The organism is Rahnella sp. R3(2024) (assembly GCF_042920125.1).
Lineage (GTDB): Bacteria > Pseudomonadota > Gammaproteobacteria > Enterobacterales > Enterobacteriaceae > Rahnella > Rahnella rivi.
The window spans coordinates 440,783-459,017 of the sequence record NZ_JBHGBU010000001.1 but is presented as its reverse complement, the minus strand read 5'-3'; the positions used below and the strand labels follow the sequence as shown (position 1 = coordinate 459,017).

Sequence of the window (18,235 nt, the reverse complement as noted above, 5' to 3'; positions counted from 1 at the left end):
CGGCTTCGAGACCTTAGGCTCGAAGACCGGGAGAGGGCACCGCGCAGCGGCAGGGTTTTGCGCCACCCACTATTGCCACAGGATATGTCCGCCGTGCCAGCGATAGCGCGCAGTAAAAAGCGGGGAGGAATCCAAAGGAGGGAAAGCACTTCCCTCCTTTGGGCGGTTTCGGCGCAGCGCGTTAAGTGAACACTGCAATTAAGAAACCGAAATAACCTCGGTCAGGTTGGAAAGGCCGGCATTGCAGCGGCTTCTGCAATCTACGAAGCTAACCGTTTCCCATATTCAAACAGCGCCCCGAGAAGCGCCATCTTCTCCCCATCTCCCTCATGCAAGTTATAGAGCGCTTCAAGCTCTAATGCATAATTCTGAAAACGCTCGTCAGTGAGCTTGGTCTGACGATGTAACATCCAGCGCTTTTGTTCGGCATCCGTCAGTGTCTCGGGGTAGTTGCGTGCGCGGAAACGGAACAACAGCGGTTCGATGCGGGAATCATTAAACGTCAGATCCAGCGCAGGAAGATTCTCCGGGCGGGTTTCCAGAATAATGCGCATGGCAGCGCGATCGGCATCGCTGAAGAAACCGTCGTAAAGGCGGGCATCAACGTCGTCCGATGGCGTAAACGGCTCGGCTTCGGCGTACATCGTCACCACTTTCTCGCGCACCTGCGGGTTCTGGCGCAGCAGTTGCAGGTTTTCCAGACAGCGCTGACGATCAATCCCCAGCCGTTCGGCATTTTCCGGCAGCAGTGTTTTGGCCGGCGCCAGCACCGGGCATTTATTGACGTGCACCAGTTTAATTGGCAAAGGCGATTGCCCCGCCTGCAACGCGTCGCGGCGGCTGTAAAGGCGCTCGCGCATTTCATCAGGAGTGAGATCCAGCAACGTCGACATATCACCGGCCAGATCGCACATGATCACGGCGTTCTTATTCTCAGGATGCCACGCCAGCGGCGCAACCCACGCGGTGTTGCCGCGCGCGGCACCGAACATGCCGGAGACGTGCACCAGCGGCGCCATCGAGGGAATGTCGATCAGCGTATTGAGTTTATGTTTGCTGCGATGCTCAAGCAGGAAGCTGAACAGGCGTGGTTGTGCCTGCCTGACCAGCTTCGCCATGGCGATGGTGGCGTAGACATCGGCCATCGCGTCGTGGGCATTTTCGTGTTCGATGCCGTTGGCTTTGGTCAGATGTTCGAGGCGGAAACTGGGGAAGCCTTCGTCGTTTTCCGGCCAGTTGATGCCTTCCGGGCGCAGCGCATAGCAGGCGCGCATCACGTCGAGGAGATCCCAGCGCGAATTGCCGTTCTGCCAGCTGTAGGCATAGGGGTCGTAAAAGTTGCGGTAAAGAATATTGCGGCTGACTTCATCATCGAAACGAATATTGTTATAGCCGACGATGCAGGTGGCCGGCACGCTGAACGCCTGGTGAATTTGCGCGGTAAACTCCGCTTCGCTCAGGCCGCGTTCCAGCGCAATCTGGGGCGTTATGCCGGTGATCATCACCGCTTCCGGTTCCGGCAGGTAATCATCAGAAGGGCGGCAATAAATCACTAACGGCTCTTCGATGATATTGAACTCTTCGTCAGTCCTCACCCCGGCAAATTGCGCAGGGCGATCCAGCGCCGGATTTTTACCGAATGTCTCGTAATCGTGGAAGTAAAACGTTTTTTGAGGCTTGTCTGACATGACGAAGATAACCTTATCAGTGCGGAATTGGGGGTGAATCGCCGGATAGGATACCATCCGACGCAACGATGTCATGACAAAATCCTCAGTAGCGCAACAGACCCCGCAAATCGCCGGAATTTCCCGCACGCATCCCGCAAAACCCTGACCAAACCGGGGTGATCCACTTTACTAACTCGGCTAAACTAACGCTCTCATTGAATAATCGCCGATGGCAGGCCAAACGTGCGTCTCGACAAGAAAATTTCCCCGCTGGATAACGTCATCTATCGCCACTACCGCATCACCCATGCGCTGCGTATTGCACTGGCGTTTATCCTGACATTCCTGATCGTCCGCCTGACTCACATTCCTGAAGGCACCTGGCCGCTGATCACGCTGGTGGTGGTGATGGGGCCGATTTCATTTTGGGGTAACGTGGTTCAGCGGGTGATGGAGCGCGTCAGCGGGACGGTACTGGGATCGGCGTCGGGCCTCATCGCCTTGTGGCTGGAACTCTATTCGCTGCCGCTGATGCTGGTCTGGTGTGCCATCGTGATGTTCGTCAGCGGTTATCTGACGCTCGGAAAACGTCCCTACATGGCGCTGCTGATCGGCATTACGCTGGCTGTGGTGTGCGGGGCCGGGCCGGGAGATATGGAAATGGCGCTGTGGCGTTCCGGTGATGTGATATTTGGCTCATTTCTGGCGCTGTTTTTTGCCAGCATTTATCCGCAGCGCGCCTTTATTCACTGGCGCATGCAGATGGCCGACTACCTGATGTCCCTCAACAAAATCTACAGCGCCTGGCTTTCCCCCAATCTGCTTGAACGCCCGCACCTGCATGGCAAGCTGAAATCGGCGATGAGTCAGATGGTGAAAATGCGTTCACTGTTTGCGCCCGCCAGCAAAGAATCGCACATTCCCCGCGAGGTGTTTGACGCTGTCCAGACCCTCAGCCGAAATCTGTTATGTACGCTCGAACTGCTGGCCGATGCTTACTGGAGTTCACGCGAAAGCCATTTCCTGATGCTCAACGCGCGCACCTTGCGCAGTGCGCAGTTGCTGATACTGGATACGCTGGAAAAACTGAGCCTGATGTTGCTTAACGGCACGCGGGGCGATGAACTGAAAATCAGCCATCAGCTGAATGAATCTGCAGAAGAGCTGAAAGCGCTGATGGCAGAAATGAATGCCGCCCACCATCTGGAAGCGCAAGTCTATGGTTACGTCTGGCTGAGCGCGCAGGTGGCGGAACAACTGAAGTCAATGGGAGATCTGATCACCCTGACCATGCAAAAAGAAGAAGCTCAAATAAGCAGCGGTAAAACGCCGAAAGCATGAAGGGATTTTTTTCTGCCGCCTAAAACGGGTAAGATGGCGGTATTGGACGATTATCTGAGCGCGCAGCACGCACTTTGCTCCTCTTTTTGCTAAGTTGTTATTCACTGTCAGTCACATGTGAATAAGCGGTTGCGACAAGTCAGTCACTGAATCTGTGTAACTTAATCGAAGGTGTTAAAATGGACAATATCAATAAGCCGAGTTTCCAGGACGTTCTGGAGTTTGTGCGCATTTTCCGTCGTAAAAACAAATTACAGCGTGAAATTGCAGACAACGAAAAGAAAATCCGCGACAACCAGAAGCGCGTTCTGCTCCTCGACAACCTGAGCGATTACATCAAACCAGGCATGAGCATCGACGAAATTCAGGCGATCATTGCCAGCATGCGCGGCGACTATGAAGATCGCGTTGATGATTACATCATCCGCAATGCAGACCTGTCGAAAGAACGTCGTGAAATGTCCAAAAAGCTGAAAGCGATGGGCGAAATCAAAGCCAACGAAACCAAGTAATTTCGTTTCCGCCAAAAGCAAAAACCGGGCTTAAGCCCGGTTTTTTTATGTCCAGAATGCGTGAGTGACGATTAATGCAGATGAGACAGGCTGGCCGCGCTTATCCGCAAACCCTGATCGTTGAAAACCATGCACAGTTCGGCCTCAAACCAGGTGGTCAGGCTCTGGTACGGGTTGAACGCCATATCGCCCGGCAGCAGCATTTTGAATCCATCGGTGCCGTAACACTGGCCGAACAGATAGGTGCTGTTGCCCAGCCGCTCAACCACTTCGCAGTTAAATTCCAGCGCATTCTCTGTTTCTTTTGACAGCAAATGCTCGGGGCGAATGCCCAGGGTAATGCGGTCGCCGCTCGTCAGTTCCGCGGTGCGCAATGCCAGCGTCAGGGTTTTCTCCGGCGTAAGGCGCACTTCCAGCCGCTCCGGCTGCCAGCTCAGCACCTCGGCGGGCAGGAAATTCATTTTCGGTGAACCAATAAAACCGGCAACAAATTTATTGACCGGATTGTAGTAAAGGTCCATCGGCGCGCCCATCTGCTCTATTTTGCCGTAATTCATCACCACGATTTTATCCGCCAGCGTCATGGCTTCGGTCTGATCGTGCGTCACGTACACCATGGTGGTTTTCAGTTCCTGATGCAGCTTGGAAATGTGTAAACGCATATCAACGCGCAGTTCGGCATCCAGGTTTGAAAGCGGTTCATCGAACATAAACACCTGCGGATTGCGCACAATCGCACGCCCAATGGCGGTGCGCTGGCGCTGACCGCCGGAGAGTTGCTTCGGTTTTCTGTCCAGCAGATGGGAAAGTTGTAACGTCTTGGCGACCATCTCGACCTGATGGCGGATTTCCTCTTTCGGCACGCCGTTCACTTTCAGTCCGTAGCCCATGTTTTCGGCAATGGTCATGTGCGGGTAGAGCGCGTAAGACTGAAACACCATCGCCACGCCACGGCGTGAAGGGTCAACGTCGTTCACCCGCTGCTCGCCAATGTAAACGTCACCTTCGGTAATGTCTTCCAGCCCGGCAATCATGCGCAGCAATGTGGATTTTCCGCAGCCGGACGGCCCGACAAACACCGTAAATTCTCCGTCTTCAATATCAATATTGATGTCATGCAGCGTGACCGTTTTATCGAAACGCTTCACCACATTCTTAAGTCTGATGCTGGACATGTTTGGCCTCTTAAAGATTCATACCGCTGATATTTCGGACTATAACCACCTTGTGTAAACGTTTGCACAGGTCGGTTCGAATTTTGGAGAGGAGATCACACAATACACATCTTTTGGTAGTGATTTTAAGATTCAAAGTTTAACGTATAACACGAATTCGGAAGCGACATTAATCACTGTGTTGTCAGGTTTTAAAGGGTTTTAAACACGGGTTATTGATTGGGTGTCGTTAGGTTCTACACAAAAATGTTATACCTTCACATCCAGGAGCAACAATGAAAATTACACACCTTACTGCCTTGGTACTGATGTCGTTAAGCCTGAGCAGCCAGGCTGTCCGGGCAGCAGAGGGACAGCTACTTATCTGGGAAGATATTAAGAAATCTTCCGGTATTTCCGACGCGGTGAAAGATTTTGAAAAAGAGAACAACGTCAAAGTCGTTGTGCAGGAAACGCCTTATGCACAACAAACGGAGAAATTACGTCTGGATGGTCCGGCAGGCATCGGCCCCGACGTTGTCGTGATCCCCAATGATCAGCTCGGTACGGCGGTTGTGCAGGGGTTACTGGCCCCGCTGACCCTCGACAAAGCCTTCACCGACAGCTTTACGCCTTCGGCGATCAACGCGTTCCAGCTGAAAGGCCAGACCTACGGCGTGCCAAAAGCGGTGGAAACGCTGGTGCTGATTTACAACAAAGACTTACTGCCGAAAGCACCGGCGACGCTCGACGAGTATTACACCTTCTCCAAAGAAGAGCGGGCGAAAGGCAAATACGGCCTGTTAGCCAAGTTTGACGAAGTCTATTACGCCTACGGCGCGATGGCATCGATGGGGGGGTACATTTTCGGTAAAGATGCGAAGGGCGAAATCAACGTCGAAGACATCGGCCTGAACAAGCCGGGCAGCATTGAAGCGGTGACCTATCTGAAAAAATTCTATGCCGACGGGTTATTCCCGGCAGGGATCACCGGCGAAAACGGACTGAATGCCATTGATTCCCTGTTCACGGAGAAGAAAGCTGCCGCTGTTATCACCGGCCCGTGGGCGTTCCAGCCGTATGAAGCGGCGGGCATCCACTACGGCGTGATGCCGTTGCCGCTGTTGCCTAATGGCAAACCGATGAGCTCTTTCCTCGGCGTGAAAGGCTACGCGGTATCCACTTACAGCAAGCAAAAACCGCTGGCAGAGAAATTCATCACCTTCATCAATCAGCCTAAATACGCCAAGGTGCGCTATGAAGTGACCAAAGAAATCCCGGCACTGACGGCGCTGGTTAACGATCCGATGATTAAAAATGATGAACGCGCCAACGCCGTGGCACTGCAATCCACCCATGCCACGGCGATGCCGGGCGTGCCGGAAATGCAGGAAGTGTGGGGGCCGGCCAACAACGGTATTCAGCTGGGCGTGACCGGCAAGCAACCGGTGCAGGCCGCCATGAATGACGCGGTGAAAAATATCCAGATGCAAATCGAAGCGGCGAAAGCCAGCAACGAGTGATCCGGTAACACACTTTGTACGTCTGACAGGAGGGCGTGAATTCACGCCCTCACCAGTGAAAGGAACATCTTTGTGTCTATGCGTCTCCACGAGGAAAACCATGCGCCACACGCAGCCAGCCACCATGCACCGGTGGCTCTGGCGGCGGCGCTTATTCCCGGTTTTGGTCAGTTTTATAACCGACAATGGGCCAAGGGAAGTCTGTTTTTTGTCATTTTGTTTTGTTTCGCCGGTGTCTTTTATGATTTCCTGCAACAGGGATTTTGGGGCTTATATACGCTGGGCGAAGAAGTGCCGCGTGATAACTCCATCTTCTTATTAGCCAAGGGCATTATCAGCGTCCTGATTGCCGCCTTTGGTATCGGCTTTTATTATCTGAGCCTGCGCGATGCCTGGGTTAACGGCAAACGACGCGATCAGGGCGTGGAATTACCCGGCGTCAGAAAGCAATATCATTTATTGCTGCGCGAGGGTTTCCCTTATTTGATGATCACGCCGGGCTTTATATTGCTGGTGTTTGTGGTGGTGTTCCCGATTATTTTCGGTTTCTCCATCGCGTTCACCAATTACAACTTATACCACACGCCACCGGCCAAATTAGTCGACTGGGTGGGGTTCAAAAACTTTATTAATATCTTCACGCTCAATATCTGGCGCTCCACATTGCTGGACGTATTGCAATGGACGGTGGTCTGGACAGTGCTGGCGACCACGCTGCAATGCAGCGTCGGCGTTATGCTGGCCATCCTGGTCAATCAGAAAGATTTACGTTTCAAAGCGCTAATCCGCACCGTTCTGATTTTGCCGTGGGCGGTACCGGGCTTCGTGACTATTCTGGTCTTCGCCGGGATGTTCAACGACTCTTTCGGCGTGATCAACAACGGCATTCTGGCGGCGTTAGGCATTGAACCCAAGGCGTGGATGACGGATCCGTTCTGGACCAAAACGGCGCTCATCATGATGCAGACCTGGCTGGGTTTCCCGTTTGTATTTGCGATGACCACCGGCGTATTGCAGGCCATTCCGAATGATTTGTATGAGGCCGCCACCATGGACGGTGCCAGCACCTGGAAGAAATTAAAAACCATTACGCTGCCGCTGGTTTTATATTCCATTGCGCCGATCATTATCACGCAATACACCTTCAACTTTAATAACTTCAATATTATCTATCTGTTTAATAACGGTGGCCCGGCGGTGGCCGGATCGAATGCAGGCGGTACGGATATTCTGGTGTCATGGATATATAAACTCACCATGTCATCCTCGCAATATGCCATTGCCGCGACCATTACGATTTTGCTGTCGATATTTGTTGTCGGTATTGCGCTGTGGCAATTCCGTTCAACCAATTCATTTAAACAAGATGATATGGCGTAAGCGGGAGCAGGGTGATGAGTAAGAACAGCAGTATTAAAAGAAACCGGTTTATCCGCCTTTCGCTGAGTTATGTCCTGTTACTGATCGTGGCGGTCATTATTATTTATCCACTGATCTGGACCGTCGGCGCGTCGCTGAATGCCGGTAACAGCCTGCTCAGTACCTCGATTATTCCGGAGAACGTGTCGTTCCAGCACTACAAAGACCTGTTTAGCGGCGACGTGAATTATGTCGGCTGGTACTGGAACTCGATGAAAATCAGCTTCCTGACCATGGTGCTGACCCTGATTTGCGTCAGTTTCACCGCCTATTCCTTCTCGCGTTTTCGCTTTAAAGGCCGCAAAGACGGGCTGATGCTGTTCCTGTTATTGCAGATGATCCCGCAGTTTTCGGCGCTGATCGCCATCTTTGTGCTGGCGCAGTTACTGGGGTTAATCAACAGCCATCTGGCGCTGGTGCTGATTTACGTCGGCGGCATGATCCCGATGAACACCTATCTGATGAAAGGCTATCTCGACGCCATTCCGAAAGATCTGGATGAGTCAGCGCGAATGGACGGGGCGGGGAATTTCCGTATTTTCATCGAAATCATCATGCCGCTCTCCAAACCGATACTGGCGGTGATCGCGCTGTTTTCCTTCACCGGCCCGCTGGGTGATTTCATTCTCTCCAGCACCATTTTGCGCACGCCCGATAAGTACACTTTGCCGATTGGCCTGTACAACCTGGTGGCGCAGAAAATGGGCGCGAATTACACCATGTACGCCGCAGGTGCGGTGTTGATCGCCGTGCCGGTCGCCATTTTCTATCTCGCCTTACAAAAATACTTCGTTTCCGGCCTGACGGCTGGCAGTACCAAAGGATAATCCAATGACTCTCTTTTCTAAAAAGATGTTCAATAAAAGCGCAATGGCCTGCGTGCTGCTGGCGATGTCATTTTCCGGCATGGCGCAGGACGTGGTGATTAAAAAAGTCGCCAACGTCCCGGTGGATTTCATCAAAGGCGCAGACATTTCGACGCTGATTGATGTGGAAAAGCACGGCGGCAAGTTCTTCGATCAAAACCATAAGCAAACCGATGCGATGGTGATCCTCAAACAGAACGGTTTCAACTATGTGCGCCTGCGCCTGTGGGTGGATCCGCAAGATGCGGATGGCAAACCTTACGGCGGCGGCAATAACGATCTGGCCACCACGCTGGAACTGGCGAAACGCGCCAAAGCGCAGGGTTTTAAAATCCTGCTCGATTTCCATTACAGCGATTTCTGGACAGACCCCGGTAAACAGTTCAAGCCGAAAAGCTGGGCGAAAATGGATTATCCGCAGCTGAAAACGGCCATTCATGATTACAGCCGCGAAGTGATCGCCAAATTCCGTGAACAGGGCACGGTGCCGGACATGGTGCAGGTCGGCAATGAAATGAACGGCGGAATTTTGTGGCCGGAAGGCAAAAGCTGGGGCGAGGGCGGCGGTGAGTTTGACCGTCTGGCCGGGCTGCTGAATGCGGCGATTGCCGGTGTGCGTGCCGATGAAAAAAATCCGTCGGACATCAAAATCATGCTGCATCTGGCTGAAGGCACCAAGAACGATACCTTCCGCTGGTGGTTCGATGAAATCAATCAGCGCAAAGTGCCTTACGACGTTATCGGCCTGTCGTTTTACACCTACTGGAACGGCCCGATCTCTGCGCTGCAAACCAACATGGACGACATCAGCAAACGCTACAACAAAGACGTGATCGTGGTGGAAGTGGCGTATGGCTACAGCACCGAAAACTGTGATGCGGCTGAAAACAGCTTCACGGAAAAAGAAGCCAAAGACGGCGGCTATCCGGGCACGGTGCAGGGGCAGGCAGACTTCCTCAGCGACATGATCAAAAGTCTGGTGGCCGTGCCGGATCACCGTGGCAAAGGCCTGTTCTACTGGGAACCGACGTGGATCCCGGTCAGCGGTGCAGGCTGGGCCACGCCGGCGGGCATGACCTACATCAACGACCACTGGAAAGAGGGCAATGCCCGCGAAAATCAGGCGTTGTTCAGCTGTGACGGTCAGGTTCTGCCTTCCATTCAGGTATTCAAGTAATTTCCTTTTCCCCGGTCACATTGGCCGGGGAGCACTGACTTTTTCTTAAGGATTTAAAGGATTAAGCATGACGAAATTCCCTCTTCTGAGCAGTAAGATTTCCGGCCTGTTACACGGCGCGGACTACAACCCCGAGCAATGGCTGGACACGCCTGACGTGCTGATCCGCGACGTCGAAATGATGAAAGAAGCGCGCTGCAACGTGATGTCAGTGGGAATTTTCAGCTGGTCGGCGCTGGAGCCTGAAGAAGGGCGCTATACGTTTGACTGGATGGATCAGGTGCTCGACCGTCTGCATGAGAACGGTATTTTTGTCTATCTCGCCACGCCAAGCGGCGCACGTCCGGCGTGGATGTCGCAGAAATACCCGCAAGTGTTGCGCGTCGGGCGCGACCGCGTCAAAGCGCTGCACGGCGGGCGTCACAACCACTGTCTGAGCTCACCGGTTTATCGCGAAAAAGTCCAACTGATGAACGGCCAGCTGGCAAAACGTTATGCGCACCATCCGGCGGTGATCGGCTGGCACATCTCCAATGAGTACGGCGGCGAATGTCATTGTGACACCTGTCAGGAGCAGTTCCGTGACTGGCTGAAAGCGCGCTACGTCACCCTCGATGCGCTGAACCAGGCCTGGTGGAGCACGTTCTGGAGCCACACTTACACGGACTGGTCACAGCTGGAATCGCCGTCGCCGCAGGGTGAAAGTGGTGTTCACGGCCTGAATCTCGACTGGCGCCGTTTTAATACCGACCAGGTCACGCGTTTTTGCAGCGACGAGATCCGCCCGCTGAAAGCCGAAAACCCGGCGCTGCCGGCGACCACCAATTTCATGGAATATTTCTACGATTACGATTACTGGAAGCTCGCCGGTGTGCTGGATTTCATCTCCTGGGACAGCTACCCGATGTGGCACACCCGTCAGGATGATATCGGCCTCGCGGCGTACACCGCGATGTACCACGATCTGATGCGCACCCTCAAGCAGGGCAAACCTTTTGTGCTGATGGAATCCACGCCAAGCTTCACCAACTGGCAGCCGACCAGCAAACTGAAAAAGCCGGGAATGCACATTCTTTCCTCGCTGCAGGCGGTCGCGCACGGTGCGGATTCCGTACAGTATTTCCAGTGGCGTAAAAGCCGCGGCTCGTCTGAGAAATTCCACGGCGCCGTGGTCGATCACGTCGGGCATATAGATACCCGCGTGGGGCGCGAAGTGGCCGAGCTCGGCACGATTTTATCCGCCTTAGCGCCGGTGGCGGGCAGCCGCGTGGAAGCCAAAGTGGCGATCATTTTTGACTGGGAAAGCCGCTGGGCGATGGACGATGCCATGGGGCCGCGCAACGCCGGTCTGCATTATGAAAACACCGTTGCCGATCATTACCGGGCGCTGTGGTCACAAGGCATTGCCGTCGACGTGATCAACGCCGACTGCGATTTACAGGGCTACGATCTGGTGATCGCGCCGATGCTGTACATGGTGCGCGAAGGGGTCAGCGAGCGCATAAGCCATTTCGTGCAGACCGGCGGGCGCTTCGTCGCCACCTACTGGAGCGGCATCGTCAACGAAACCGATCTGTGTTTCCTCGACGGATTCCCCGGACCGTTACGCCCTGTGCTCGGGATCTGGGCGGAAGAGATCGACAGCCTGACCGACGAGCAGCACAACAGCGTCGCCGGTGTCGAAGGTAATGCGCTGGGGTTAAGCGGGCCGTACCGTGCATCGCAGCTGTGTGAGGTGATCCATCTGGAAGGCGCGGCGGCGCTCGCCACCTATGGCGATGACTTCTATGCCGGTGCCCCGGCCGTTACCGTCAATTTGTACGGTAAAGGGCAGGCGTACTACGTGGCATCGCGCAACGACGCCCAGTTCCATGCCGATTTCTTCACCGCGCTGGCGAAAGAAATGCATCTGCCGCGCGCCATTAACACGCCGCTGCCGGAAGGCATGACCGCCGCAAGGCGTACCGACGGCGAAAGCGAGTTTATCTTCCTGCAAAACTACAGTGCGCAAAGTCAGAGTGTCACATTGCCGCTGGATTATCAGGATATCGTTCACGGCGGCAATTTACCGCGCAAACTGACGTTACCGGCATTTGGTTATCAGATCCTGACACGTAAAATCGCGCAATAAGAGGTATTACCGGCGTGCAATGGGGAATATTCCCTGTTGCACGTTTTTTCATTTCTGCAAGAGAGGATTAATGATGGTCAATATTAAAGACTTTATGCATGTGTTCTCGGCGAAGAATAAAAACCTGAAAGATGACGTACCACCGTCCACGGATGTGTCGTTATTAATTGAGGCGCTCGGTGGCCGCGATAATATTATTAATGTCGATGCCTGTATCACCAGGCTGCGCGTCAAGGTGAAAGCGCTTAAACCAGTTAACTCCGGTGCCATCCAGCAGGCGGGGGCGATAGGGGTGGTCATTATTGGTCAGGAAGTTCATGCCATATTTGGTAAGCAGTCCGACAGCCTGAAGAAATTAATGACAGAGAAATTTGTTTTAAAAAGTAATTAAGTCTTTTTAAATAATGCTAAAAATAAAGGCAGCCCGACACCAGGCTGCCTTTATTGTTTCTTATTTTAAATCAATAATAATGATGCTGCTGTGCGGAGAAAAAACGTAACGATCCCCTACAAGAGAAATTAAGTTTTTATCTGTCGCTTTATAACAATGAGGATATGACTTTTTTGTACAACATGACTTCAACTTTCCAAAATCAGTGAAGTTGTGGCAAGTCGGCAAGCCAACGCAGCGACAGCTTCAGAAATGAAGGAAATTTACCACCAGGCTTCAACCTGAACCCCAAAGTTCCAGGTATCGGATTTCGTGTGATCTTCAAAAGTATCGCCGTGCTCGGAATCATTCAGATACGATGCAAACACACGCAGTTCAGGGCGCGACATAAACTCAGGACCGGCTGCCAGACCCATCGCCAGGGTGTATTTCTGGCCACCTTGTTTATAGTTCGAGCCGTTCTTGTAATCATCTTTCTGATAGAACGTACCCACTTCACCGATGGTACGCACGTAATCCGTCCACTGGTACTGCGCACGGCCCACCAGAGAAACCAGTTCAGTGGTGTCGGTGTACGCGGTGATGTTGTCGGCGTGGCCGTAGGTCAGCACGTGGTTAAGGCTGAATTTACTGGTGATCGGGAACAGCCCGGTGATGATGCCGCGATAACCGGTGGCGTCATTGGTGTAATTCCACATGTCATACCAGCCGCCGCCCTGGGAAATCATGTTCTGCGCCAGGCCTTTGTCTGCGTACTGTAAAACCAGTTTGTTATAGCCGCCCCACATATCCTGGCTGATTTCGCCGGTCAGCATCACGCCGTTATCCGCGTCATACAGGCCACCGTACTCTTTCTGATCGTGCGTCAGGTTTGGCATGGCGTAGTCGGCACCGATCTCCATCCACGCGCCGCTCCAGGGTTTGATCCCGGCGTAACGCACGTCAATGTAGTTGATGTTGACGTCGTTATCGCCGTCAACGCGGTAATCCACGTCATTGGCATCGCCACGGATCCAGGCCACAGACAGCGCGCCTTCGCCCAACTTCAGGTTTTCCACCCCGGCACCGGCACCGGAAATGTTCCAGTATTTGGTGTCGATGATGTGTAAATCATGGCGCTGGTAGTAACGCTTACCGCCCCAGATCACCGCATCTTTATCCCACGGCACCAGCCCTTTAATTTGCAAATTCAGCTGACGCAGCCCGAATTGCGCGTCGTCATTGAGGGTACTTTCATCATCATTTGAGCCGTCGGACACCATGCTGACCATCGAGTCGACATAAAAACTCACATCGTCTTTTTTGTAGACTTCACTGCCCAGTTCCACTTCTCCGTAAGTATCGTTTTCGTTGCCCAGACGACCGACTTTGTTTTTCTGGAATTGCTCTAAGCTGCCGCTGCCGGAAACACCCAGCCCGGAGCGCAGATAACCATGAAAATCAATATCATTTGCCACTGCAGGGCCTGCCGTGAGGGCGAGGGAAACCGCCACAGCCAGAGTGCGTAAGTTGTGTTTCATTATTTTTCCTTATGATTGTATGACGTTCACATTTACGGATTCTATAAGATACCCAGAAACAACAATGATCAATTTTACACATTCTGAATTGTGAGTTAGATCCAGAACTTGTGTGTTATAAATAAACCGTTAGTGATTCAAATCACAAGATTATGCAATGTTAACGTATAACTTATGCAGTGCGGCGCGCCTCAGATTGAACTTTTATCTGAGATCCCGTAGTTTGACCCGAGGATTGTGGAGGTAAGCTACGTTCACAGGTTGCAGGCAGAGAAAAAGAATGAAATCGAAAAGTTCGACACTGGAAGATGTCGCCCGCTACGCCGGTGTCTCTTATCAGACCGTTTCACGGGTGTTAAACAAGTCAGCCAACGTTTCCGAAGCCACCCGCCTGAAGGTAGAACAGGCGATAGACGTGCTGCGTTATGTGCCTAACCGTCTGGCACAGCAACTGGTGGGTAAACAGAGTTTCACGCTGGGGCTGGTGACCACGTCGCTGGCCTTACACGCGCCTTCGCAAATTGCAGCGTCAGTGAAAAAGTATGCTCATCAGGCCGGTTATCAGGTGCTGATCTCGATGATTGATGAAGATGTAAACCAGAGCATTCAGGACTCGATCAACGAACTGAAATCTCAGCGGGTCGATCGCGTCATCATCAACATTCCGCTGGAAAGCGCTGAAGCAGAGCACATCTACGAAAATAACCGCGATATTCTGTGTCTGTTCCTCGACGTTGATCCGGGCAGCCCGGTGTTTAATGTCTGCTTCAATCCCGCCGACGGCTCACGCGCCAGCGTGGAATATCTGCTGGAGTTAGGGCATCGCGATTTCGCGCTGCTGGCAGGGCCGGAGGAGTCAGTGTCATCGCGCCTGCGCCTGCAAAGCTGGCAGGACACGCTCAGGGAGAAGGGGCTGGCACCAGTCACGGTGATCCACGGTGACTGGAGCGCCAAAAGCGGCTATTACAATGCGCTGCACATCCTGCGTGAGACGCCGCAGTTTACCGCCATGCTGGTGGGCAACGATCAGATGGCGCTGGGCGTTATCAGCGCGCTGCATCAGCATAACGTTGCCATTCCCGAACAGGTGTCGATCATCGGTTACGATGATACTTACGACAGCGCGTTTTTCCATCCGGCGCTGACCACGGTGTCGCTGGATCTGGATCTGCAAAGCAAAGAGGCGGTGGAACGCCTGCTGGCGACGAAAAATGACGTCACCGAGTCCACCCTGTTACCGGCGAAGCTGGTGGTGCGGAACTCCACCCGTGCGCCGGGAGAGCAGGACAAAGATCTGAACCAGATTGCCGATCAGCTGGATAAACTCGCTTCGCGGTTGCGCGGTCAGTAAGAAACGGTTTAAATCCTCGGACTCTTTGGGAAAGTAAAAGGAAGTGACGTAATGACCTTATGGCAGTGTTATTTGCAGGGCTGGAAAGGCTATGTGAAATTTTCGGGCAGGGCGACCCGAAAGGCGTTTTGGGTTTTCACCCTCGGCAATGTTTTGTTGATGATCCTGCTGGTCATGGGCGTGATTTCGTTCTTTTCCATGTCAGGCGATCCTTATATCGGCGTGCTGTATGCCGGAATGGCCTACAGCCTGTTTGCCCTGGTTCTGGCGTTGCCGCTGCTGGCCGTTGGCATCCGCCGCATGCATGACATCAACCGTTCAGGCTGGTGGTTTGGCGGTGTCTATCTGGCGGGCGTCGTCTCGCGGTTGCTGAATATGATCCTGATCCAGTACGCTTCGCCGGAGACTTACGCCGTGCTGAATGTGGTGCTGGGCATTTTGCTCGGCTGGATCCCGCTGCTGGGGATCATCTACCTCTGCTGCCAGAAGTCGAAAACGCCGGTGGATTTACAAAAGCCGGCCGTTGCCGGATAAGACGTACTATGTGAGTCAGGAGTTTGCCGGGCGGCAAACTCCGCGGCGCCCATGATGTAAAGGATTTAAAAAATTAATTCATCTAAGTTTAAAACAAGAAACATCACATTTATTAAAATTCGGGTAACGGTCAGCTATATAGGTCAACAAGAAAAGTGCCATTAAATCCCCCTGGCCATTCATGGTCGGAAAAATAAATTCACCATGGTTGGGGTCAAAAAATTTTAAAACGTTTACTCCTGCTCTTATTGCGAAAGCATGAAGTCCTGCCTGGCCACCTATGATAATAATATACCCGTTTTGGGAGGACATATATTGAAGTATATCCGTTCTTATTGATTCTAATAGTTTGTTTGTCATCATATTGCCCCCTTTTATATAAGAAATTCCTTTATTTCTCAGGACGGTTGTCATGACATCTTTGGAATTAATATTTCCCTGACATTTATATGTTGACAGGTTTTTTGGCCGGGAGAGAGTAAGCTCCTTCAGTAAATTCTGCACGCCGCGAATCTGAACTTTACCCAGCGGACTCGAAATATAGTTCATAAAATCAGGCCACGTCGTACCAGAAATTAAGTAAGCACTCGACAGTCCAAGGCAAACTCCGGCTCCAAGGCCGTGGTATTGAATATTTCCCTGCGAGTCATAATTATTGTTTGTCCATGCACCTTGACGTTGCATAGGATTAATATTATCCCATTGATTTCCTGAAATATAATCATCCTGCAGGAATTTATTTCTTTTTCCGTTAAGCATAGTAACAAGATTGTCGATATCTGCTGGCATTTAAACCTTCTTATTTTAATGGAAAGGTATTATAAAAAAAGCGACACGGAATATAATTTATTCGCCAGGTGGAAGCAATTTATAAATATGACCACAAAGTTTATTCTAATTTTATTTATAAAATACAGAGGGTTACCGGATGTCGATGAGTTAAGTTGTTTTGTTTTCTTGTATAAAAAATATTTTATTCACTGTGTTGATATATTAATTTCATATGCATTTGATTAATGCATATGAAATAATTATTTATATAGACCGTTTTCCGCCAACGTTCAGACTTACGCCGGATGCCTGAACTGACTTCTTAACGTTGGCCGTTATTCCGTTCTCTTCGATTTCGGGTATTTCCACAGCCAGCGGCCGCTGGCCATGCGCCAGTAGAAGAAGATACCGCGCACGATCCAGTCCAGGAACATGCCAAGCCAGATACCCACCACGCCAAAACCAAGCACGATACCCAGGAAATACCCCACCACAATACGACAACCCCACATGCCCACCATCGAGACATACATGGTGAAACGGGCGTCGCGTGCGCCTTTTAATCCGGCGGGGAGCACCCATGACGCCGCCCAGAAGGGCATAAACGCGGCGTTCAGCCAGATCAGTATTTTGACGACGTCGATGACGTCTTCTTCATTGGTGTAAAAGCGCGCCAGCACGCCGGCGAAGGGCACCGAGATGAACGCCAGAACGCACAGGCCAAATGTCGAGAGCCAGAATATATGGCGCAGCTGGCGCTCGGACTGTGCGATTTGCCCTTTGCCCAGCCGCGTGCCGACAATAATGGTGGACGCTGATCCCAGCGCGTTGCCCGGCAGGTTAATCAATGCGGCAATGGAGAAGGCAATAAAGTTACCGGCGATGACGTTAGTGCCCATACCGGCGACGAAAACCTGCGTCAGCAGTTTACCGCCGTTAAACAGCACCGATTCAATGCTGGCCGGAATACCAATGCCCAGCACTTCGCGCAGAATATTGGTATTGAGCGGCAGGAAATAACTTTTAAGGGAGATTTTCAGCGACGGATTAAAGCCGACCATCAGCACCGCAATGACGGCGATGGCACCGATATAGCGCGCGATGGTCAGCCCGAGCCCCGCACCGATAAAGCCCAGTCCATTCCAGCCAAAGCAGCCGTAAATCAGCACGCTGCTGATCACCAGATTGAGAATATTCATGCCGCCGTTGAGCAGCATCGGAATTTTGGTATTCCCGGCACCGCGCAGCGCGCCGGAACCGATCAACGCAATGGCCGCCGCCGGATAGCTCCAGCTGCTCATTTGCAGATAGGAAAGCGCCATCTCTTTGACTTCCGGCTCGGCGTTACCGGCGATCATGTCGATGATCACATGCCCGGAAAATTGCAGAAGAATTGCCAGCAGTACGGCAAAAACGGTCATGATCGCCAGCGATTGTCGCGCAGCGGCACGCGCCCGTTCGTGATCGAGCTTACCCAGGCTGAAGGCCACCACCACCGTAGTGCCGAGATCGACCGCGGCAAAAAAGGAAATGATCACCATGTTGAAGCTGTCTGCCAGACCAACGCCCGCCATCGCTTCCTTGCCCAGCCAGCTGACCAGAAAAGTGCTCAGTACGCCCATCAGCAGGACGCAGGCATTCTCGAAGAAGATGGGCACAGCGAGGGGCGTGATTTCACGCCAGAACAGGGTGCGGTAAGAACGCCGTTTCGGATACCAGGGCGTGCGCTCGATGGCTTTGCGCAAAGAGACGATGACGTTTTGCAAGAGAATTCCAGTGTGGCAGAAAGTAGAACAGCGTTTTAAATTATGATGGTAAAAGACTTCGCATTATGCAAAGTCTTTTTTAAGAAGGGGCTGAATTAAAGTGTTAAAA

The 18,235-nt window shown here is 52.3% G+C and carries 15 protein-coding genes; 10 read left to right on the top strand and 5 right to left on the bottom strand.

Annotation, left to right across the window (positions count from 1 at the left end):
- Positions 1–260 precede the first annotated feature (260 nt).
- Positions 261–1,688 (bottom strand): exodeoxyribonuclease I, encoded by a 1,428-nt coding sequence (gene sbcB / locus ABSH60_RS02045; protein WP_390972486.1) that lies wholly within the window; start codon positions 1,686–1,688, stop codon positions 261–263.
- 225 nt (positions 1,689–1,913) lie between these two features.
- On the opposite strand from sbcB, the gene ABSH60_RS02040 reads away from it, so the two are divergent.
- Positions 1,914–3,011, top strand: coding sequence for an FUSC family protein (locus ABSH60_RS02040; protein ID WP_056769392.1), 1,098 nt, complete (start codon positions 1,914–1,916; stop codon positions 3,009–3,011).
- 179 nt (positions 3,012–3,190) lie between these two features.
- Complete coding sequence (locus tag ABSH60_RS02035; protein WP_013574907.1) at positions 3,191–3,523, top strand: DUF496 family protein; 333 nt, start codon at positions 3,191–3,193, stop codon at positions 3,521–3,523.
- Positions 3,524–3,594: 71 nt separating this feature from the next.
- On the opposite strand, the gene ABSH60_RS02030 is transcribed toward ABSH60_RS02035, so the two are convergent.
- Positions 3,595–4,698: a sn-glycerol-3-phosphate ABC transporter ATP-binding protein UgpC gene (locus tag ABSH60_RS02030; protein ID WP_390972484.1), complete on the bottom strand. Its 1,104-nt coding sequence runs from the start codon at positions 4,696–4,698 to the stop codon at positions 3,595–3,597.
- Positions 4,699–4,973: 275 nt separating this feature from the next.
- Between ABSH60_RS02030 and ABSH60_RS02025 the strand changes: the two genes are divergently transcribed.
- The 6 genes from ABSH60_RS02025 (at position 4,974) to ABSH60_RS02000 (ending at position 12,184) form a co-directional block, all read left to right on the top strand.
- Positions 4,974–6,200: an extracellular solute-binding protein gene (locus tag ABSH60_RS02025; RefSeq protein ID WP_056769396.1), complete on the top strand. Its 1,227-nt coding sequence runs from the start codon at positions 4,974–4,976 to the stop codon at positions 6,198–6,200.
- A 78-nt stretch (positions 6,201–6,278) separates the two neighbouring features.
- Entirely contained in the window at positions 6,279–7,580 is a 1,302-nt protein-coding gene (locus ABSH60_RS02020) for a carbohydrate ABC transporter permease (protein WP_056769398.1), read from the top strand.
- A gap of 14 nt (positions 7,581–7,594) precedes the next feature.
- On the top strand, positions 7,595–8,446 hold the full coding sequence (locus tag ABSH60_RS02015) for a sugar ABC transporter permease (RefSeq protein ID WP_122094837.1): 852 nt from the start codon (positions 7,595–7,597) through the stop codon (positions 8,444–8,446).
- 64 nt (positions 8,447–8,510) lie between these two features.
- The gene (locus ABSH60_RS02010) at positions 8,511–9,662 is read left to right on the top strand and encodes a glycosyl hydrolase 53 family protein (RefSeq protein ID WP_390975655.1); all 1,152 of its coding nucleotides are present in this window, start codon (positions 8,511–8,513) and stop codon (positions 9,660–9,662) included.
- Between the two features lie 67 nt (positions 9,663–9,729).
- Positions 9,730–11,793, top strand: coding sequence for a beta-galactosidase (locus ABSH60_RS02005; RefSeq protein ID WP_390972481.1), 2,064 nt, complete (start codon positions 9,730–9,732; stop codon positions 11,791–11,793).
- Between the two features lie 73 nt (positions 11,794–11,866).
- Positions 11,867–12,184, top strand: coding sequence for a glucose PTS transporter subunit EIIB (locus tag ABSH60_RS02000; protein ID WP_390975653.1), 318 nt, complete (start codon positions 11,867–11,869; stop codon positions 12,182–12,184).
- Positions 12,185–12,447: 263 nt separating this feature from the next.
- Here ABSH60_RS02000 and ABSH60_RS01995 read toward each other — a convergent pair whose 3' ends face one another.
- Positions 12,448–13,704, bottom strand: coding sequence for a maltoporin (locus ABSH60_RS01995; RefSeq protein WP_056769407.1), 1,257 nt, complete (start codon positions 13,702–13,704; stop codon positions 12,448–12,450).
- A 280-nt stretch (positions 13,705–13,984) separates the two neighbouring features.
- Between ABSH60_RS01995 and ABSH60_RS01990 the strand changes: the two genes are divergently transcribed.
- Positions 13,985–15,055 (top strand): LacI family DNA-binding transcriptional regulator, encoded by a 1,071-nt coding sequence (locus tag ABSH60_RS01990; protein ID WP_056769409.1) that lies wholly within the window; start codon positions 13,985–13,987, stop codon positions 15,053–15,055.
- Positions 15,056–15,106: 51 nt separating this feature from the next.
- Positions 15,107–15,589, top strand: a complete 483-nt coding sequence (locus tag ABSH60_RS01985; RefSeq protein ID WP_056769411.1) for a DUF805 domain-containing protein — start codon at positions 15,107–15,109, stop codon at positions 15,587–15,589.
- 78 nt (positions 15,590–15,667) lie between these two features.
- On the opposite strand, the gene ABSH60_RS01980 is transcribed toward ABSH60_RS01985, so the two are convergent.
- Both ABSH60_RS01980 and ABSH60_RS01975 read right to left on the bottom strand, forming a co-directional pair.
- Entirely contained in the window at positions 15,668–16,378 is a 711-nt protein-coding gene (locus ABSH60_RS01980; protein WP_390972478.1) for a YopT-type cysteine protease domain-containing protein, read from the bottom strand.
- Positions 16,379–16,695: 317 nt separating this feature from the next.
- Entirely contained in the window at positions 16,696–18,126 is a 1,431-nt protein-coding gene (locus ABSH60_RS01975; protein ID WP_056769414.1) for an EmmdR/YeeO family multidrug/toxin efflux MATE transporter, read from the bottom strand.
- Positions 18,127–18,235 lie beyond the last annotated feature (109 nt).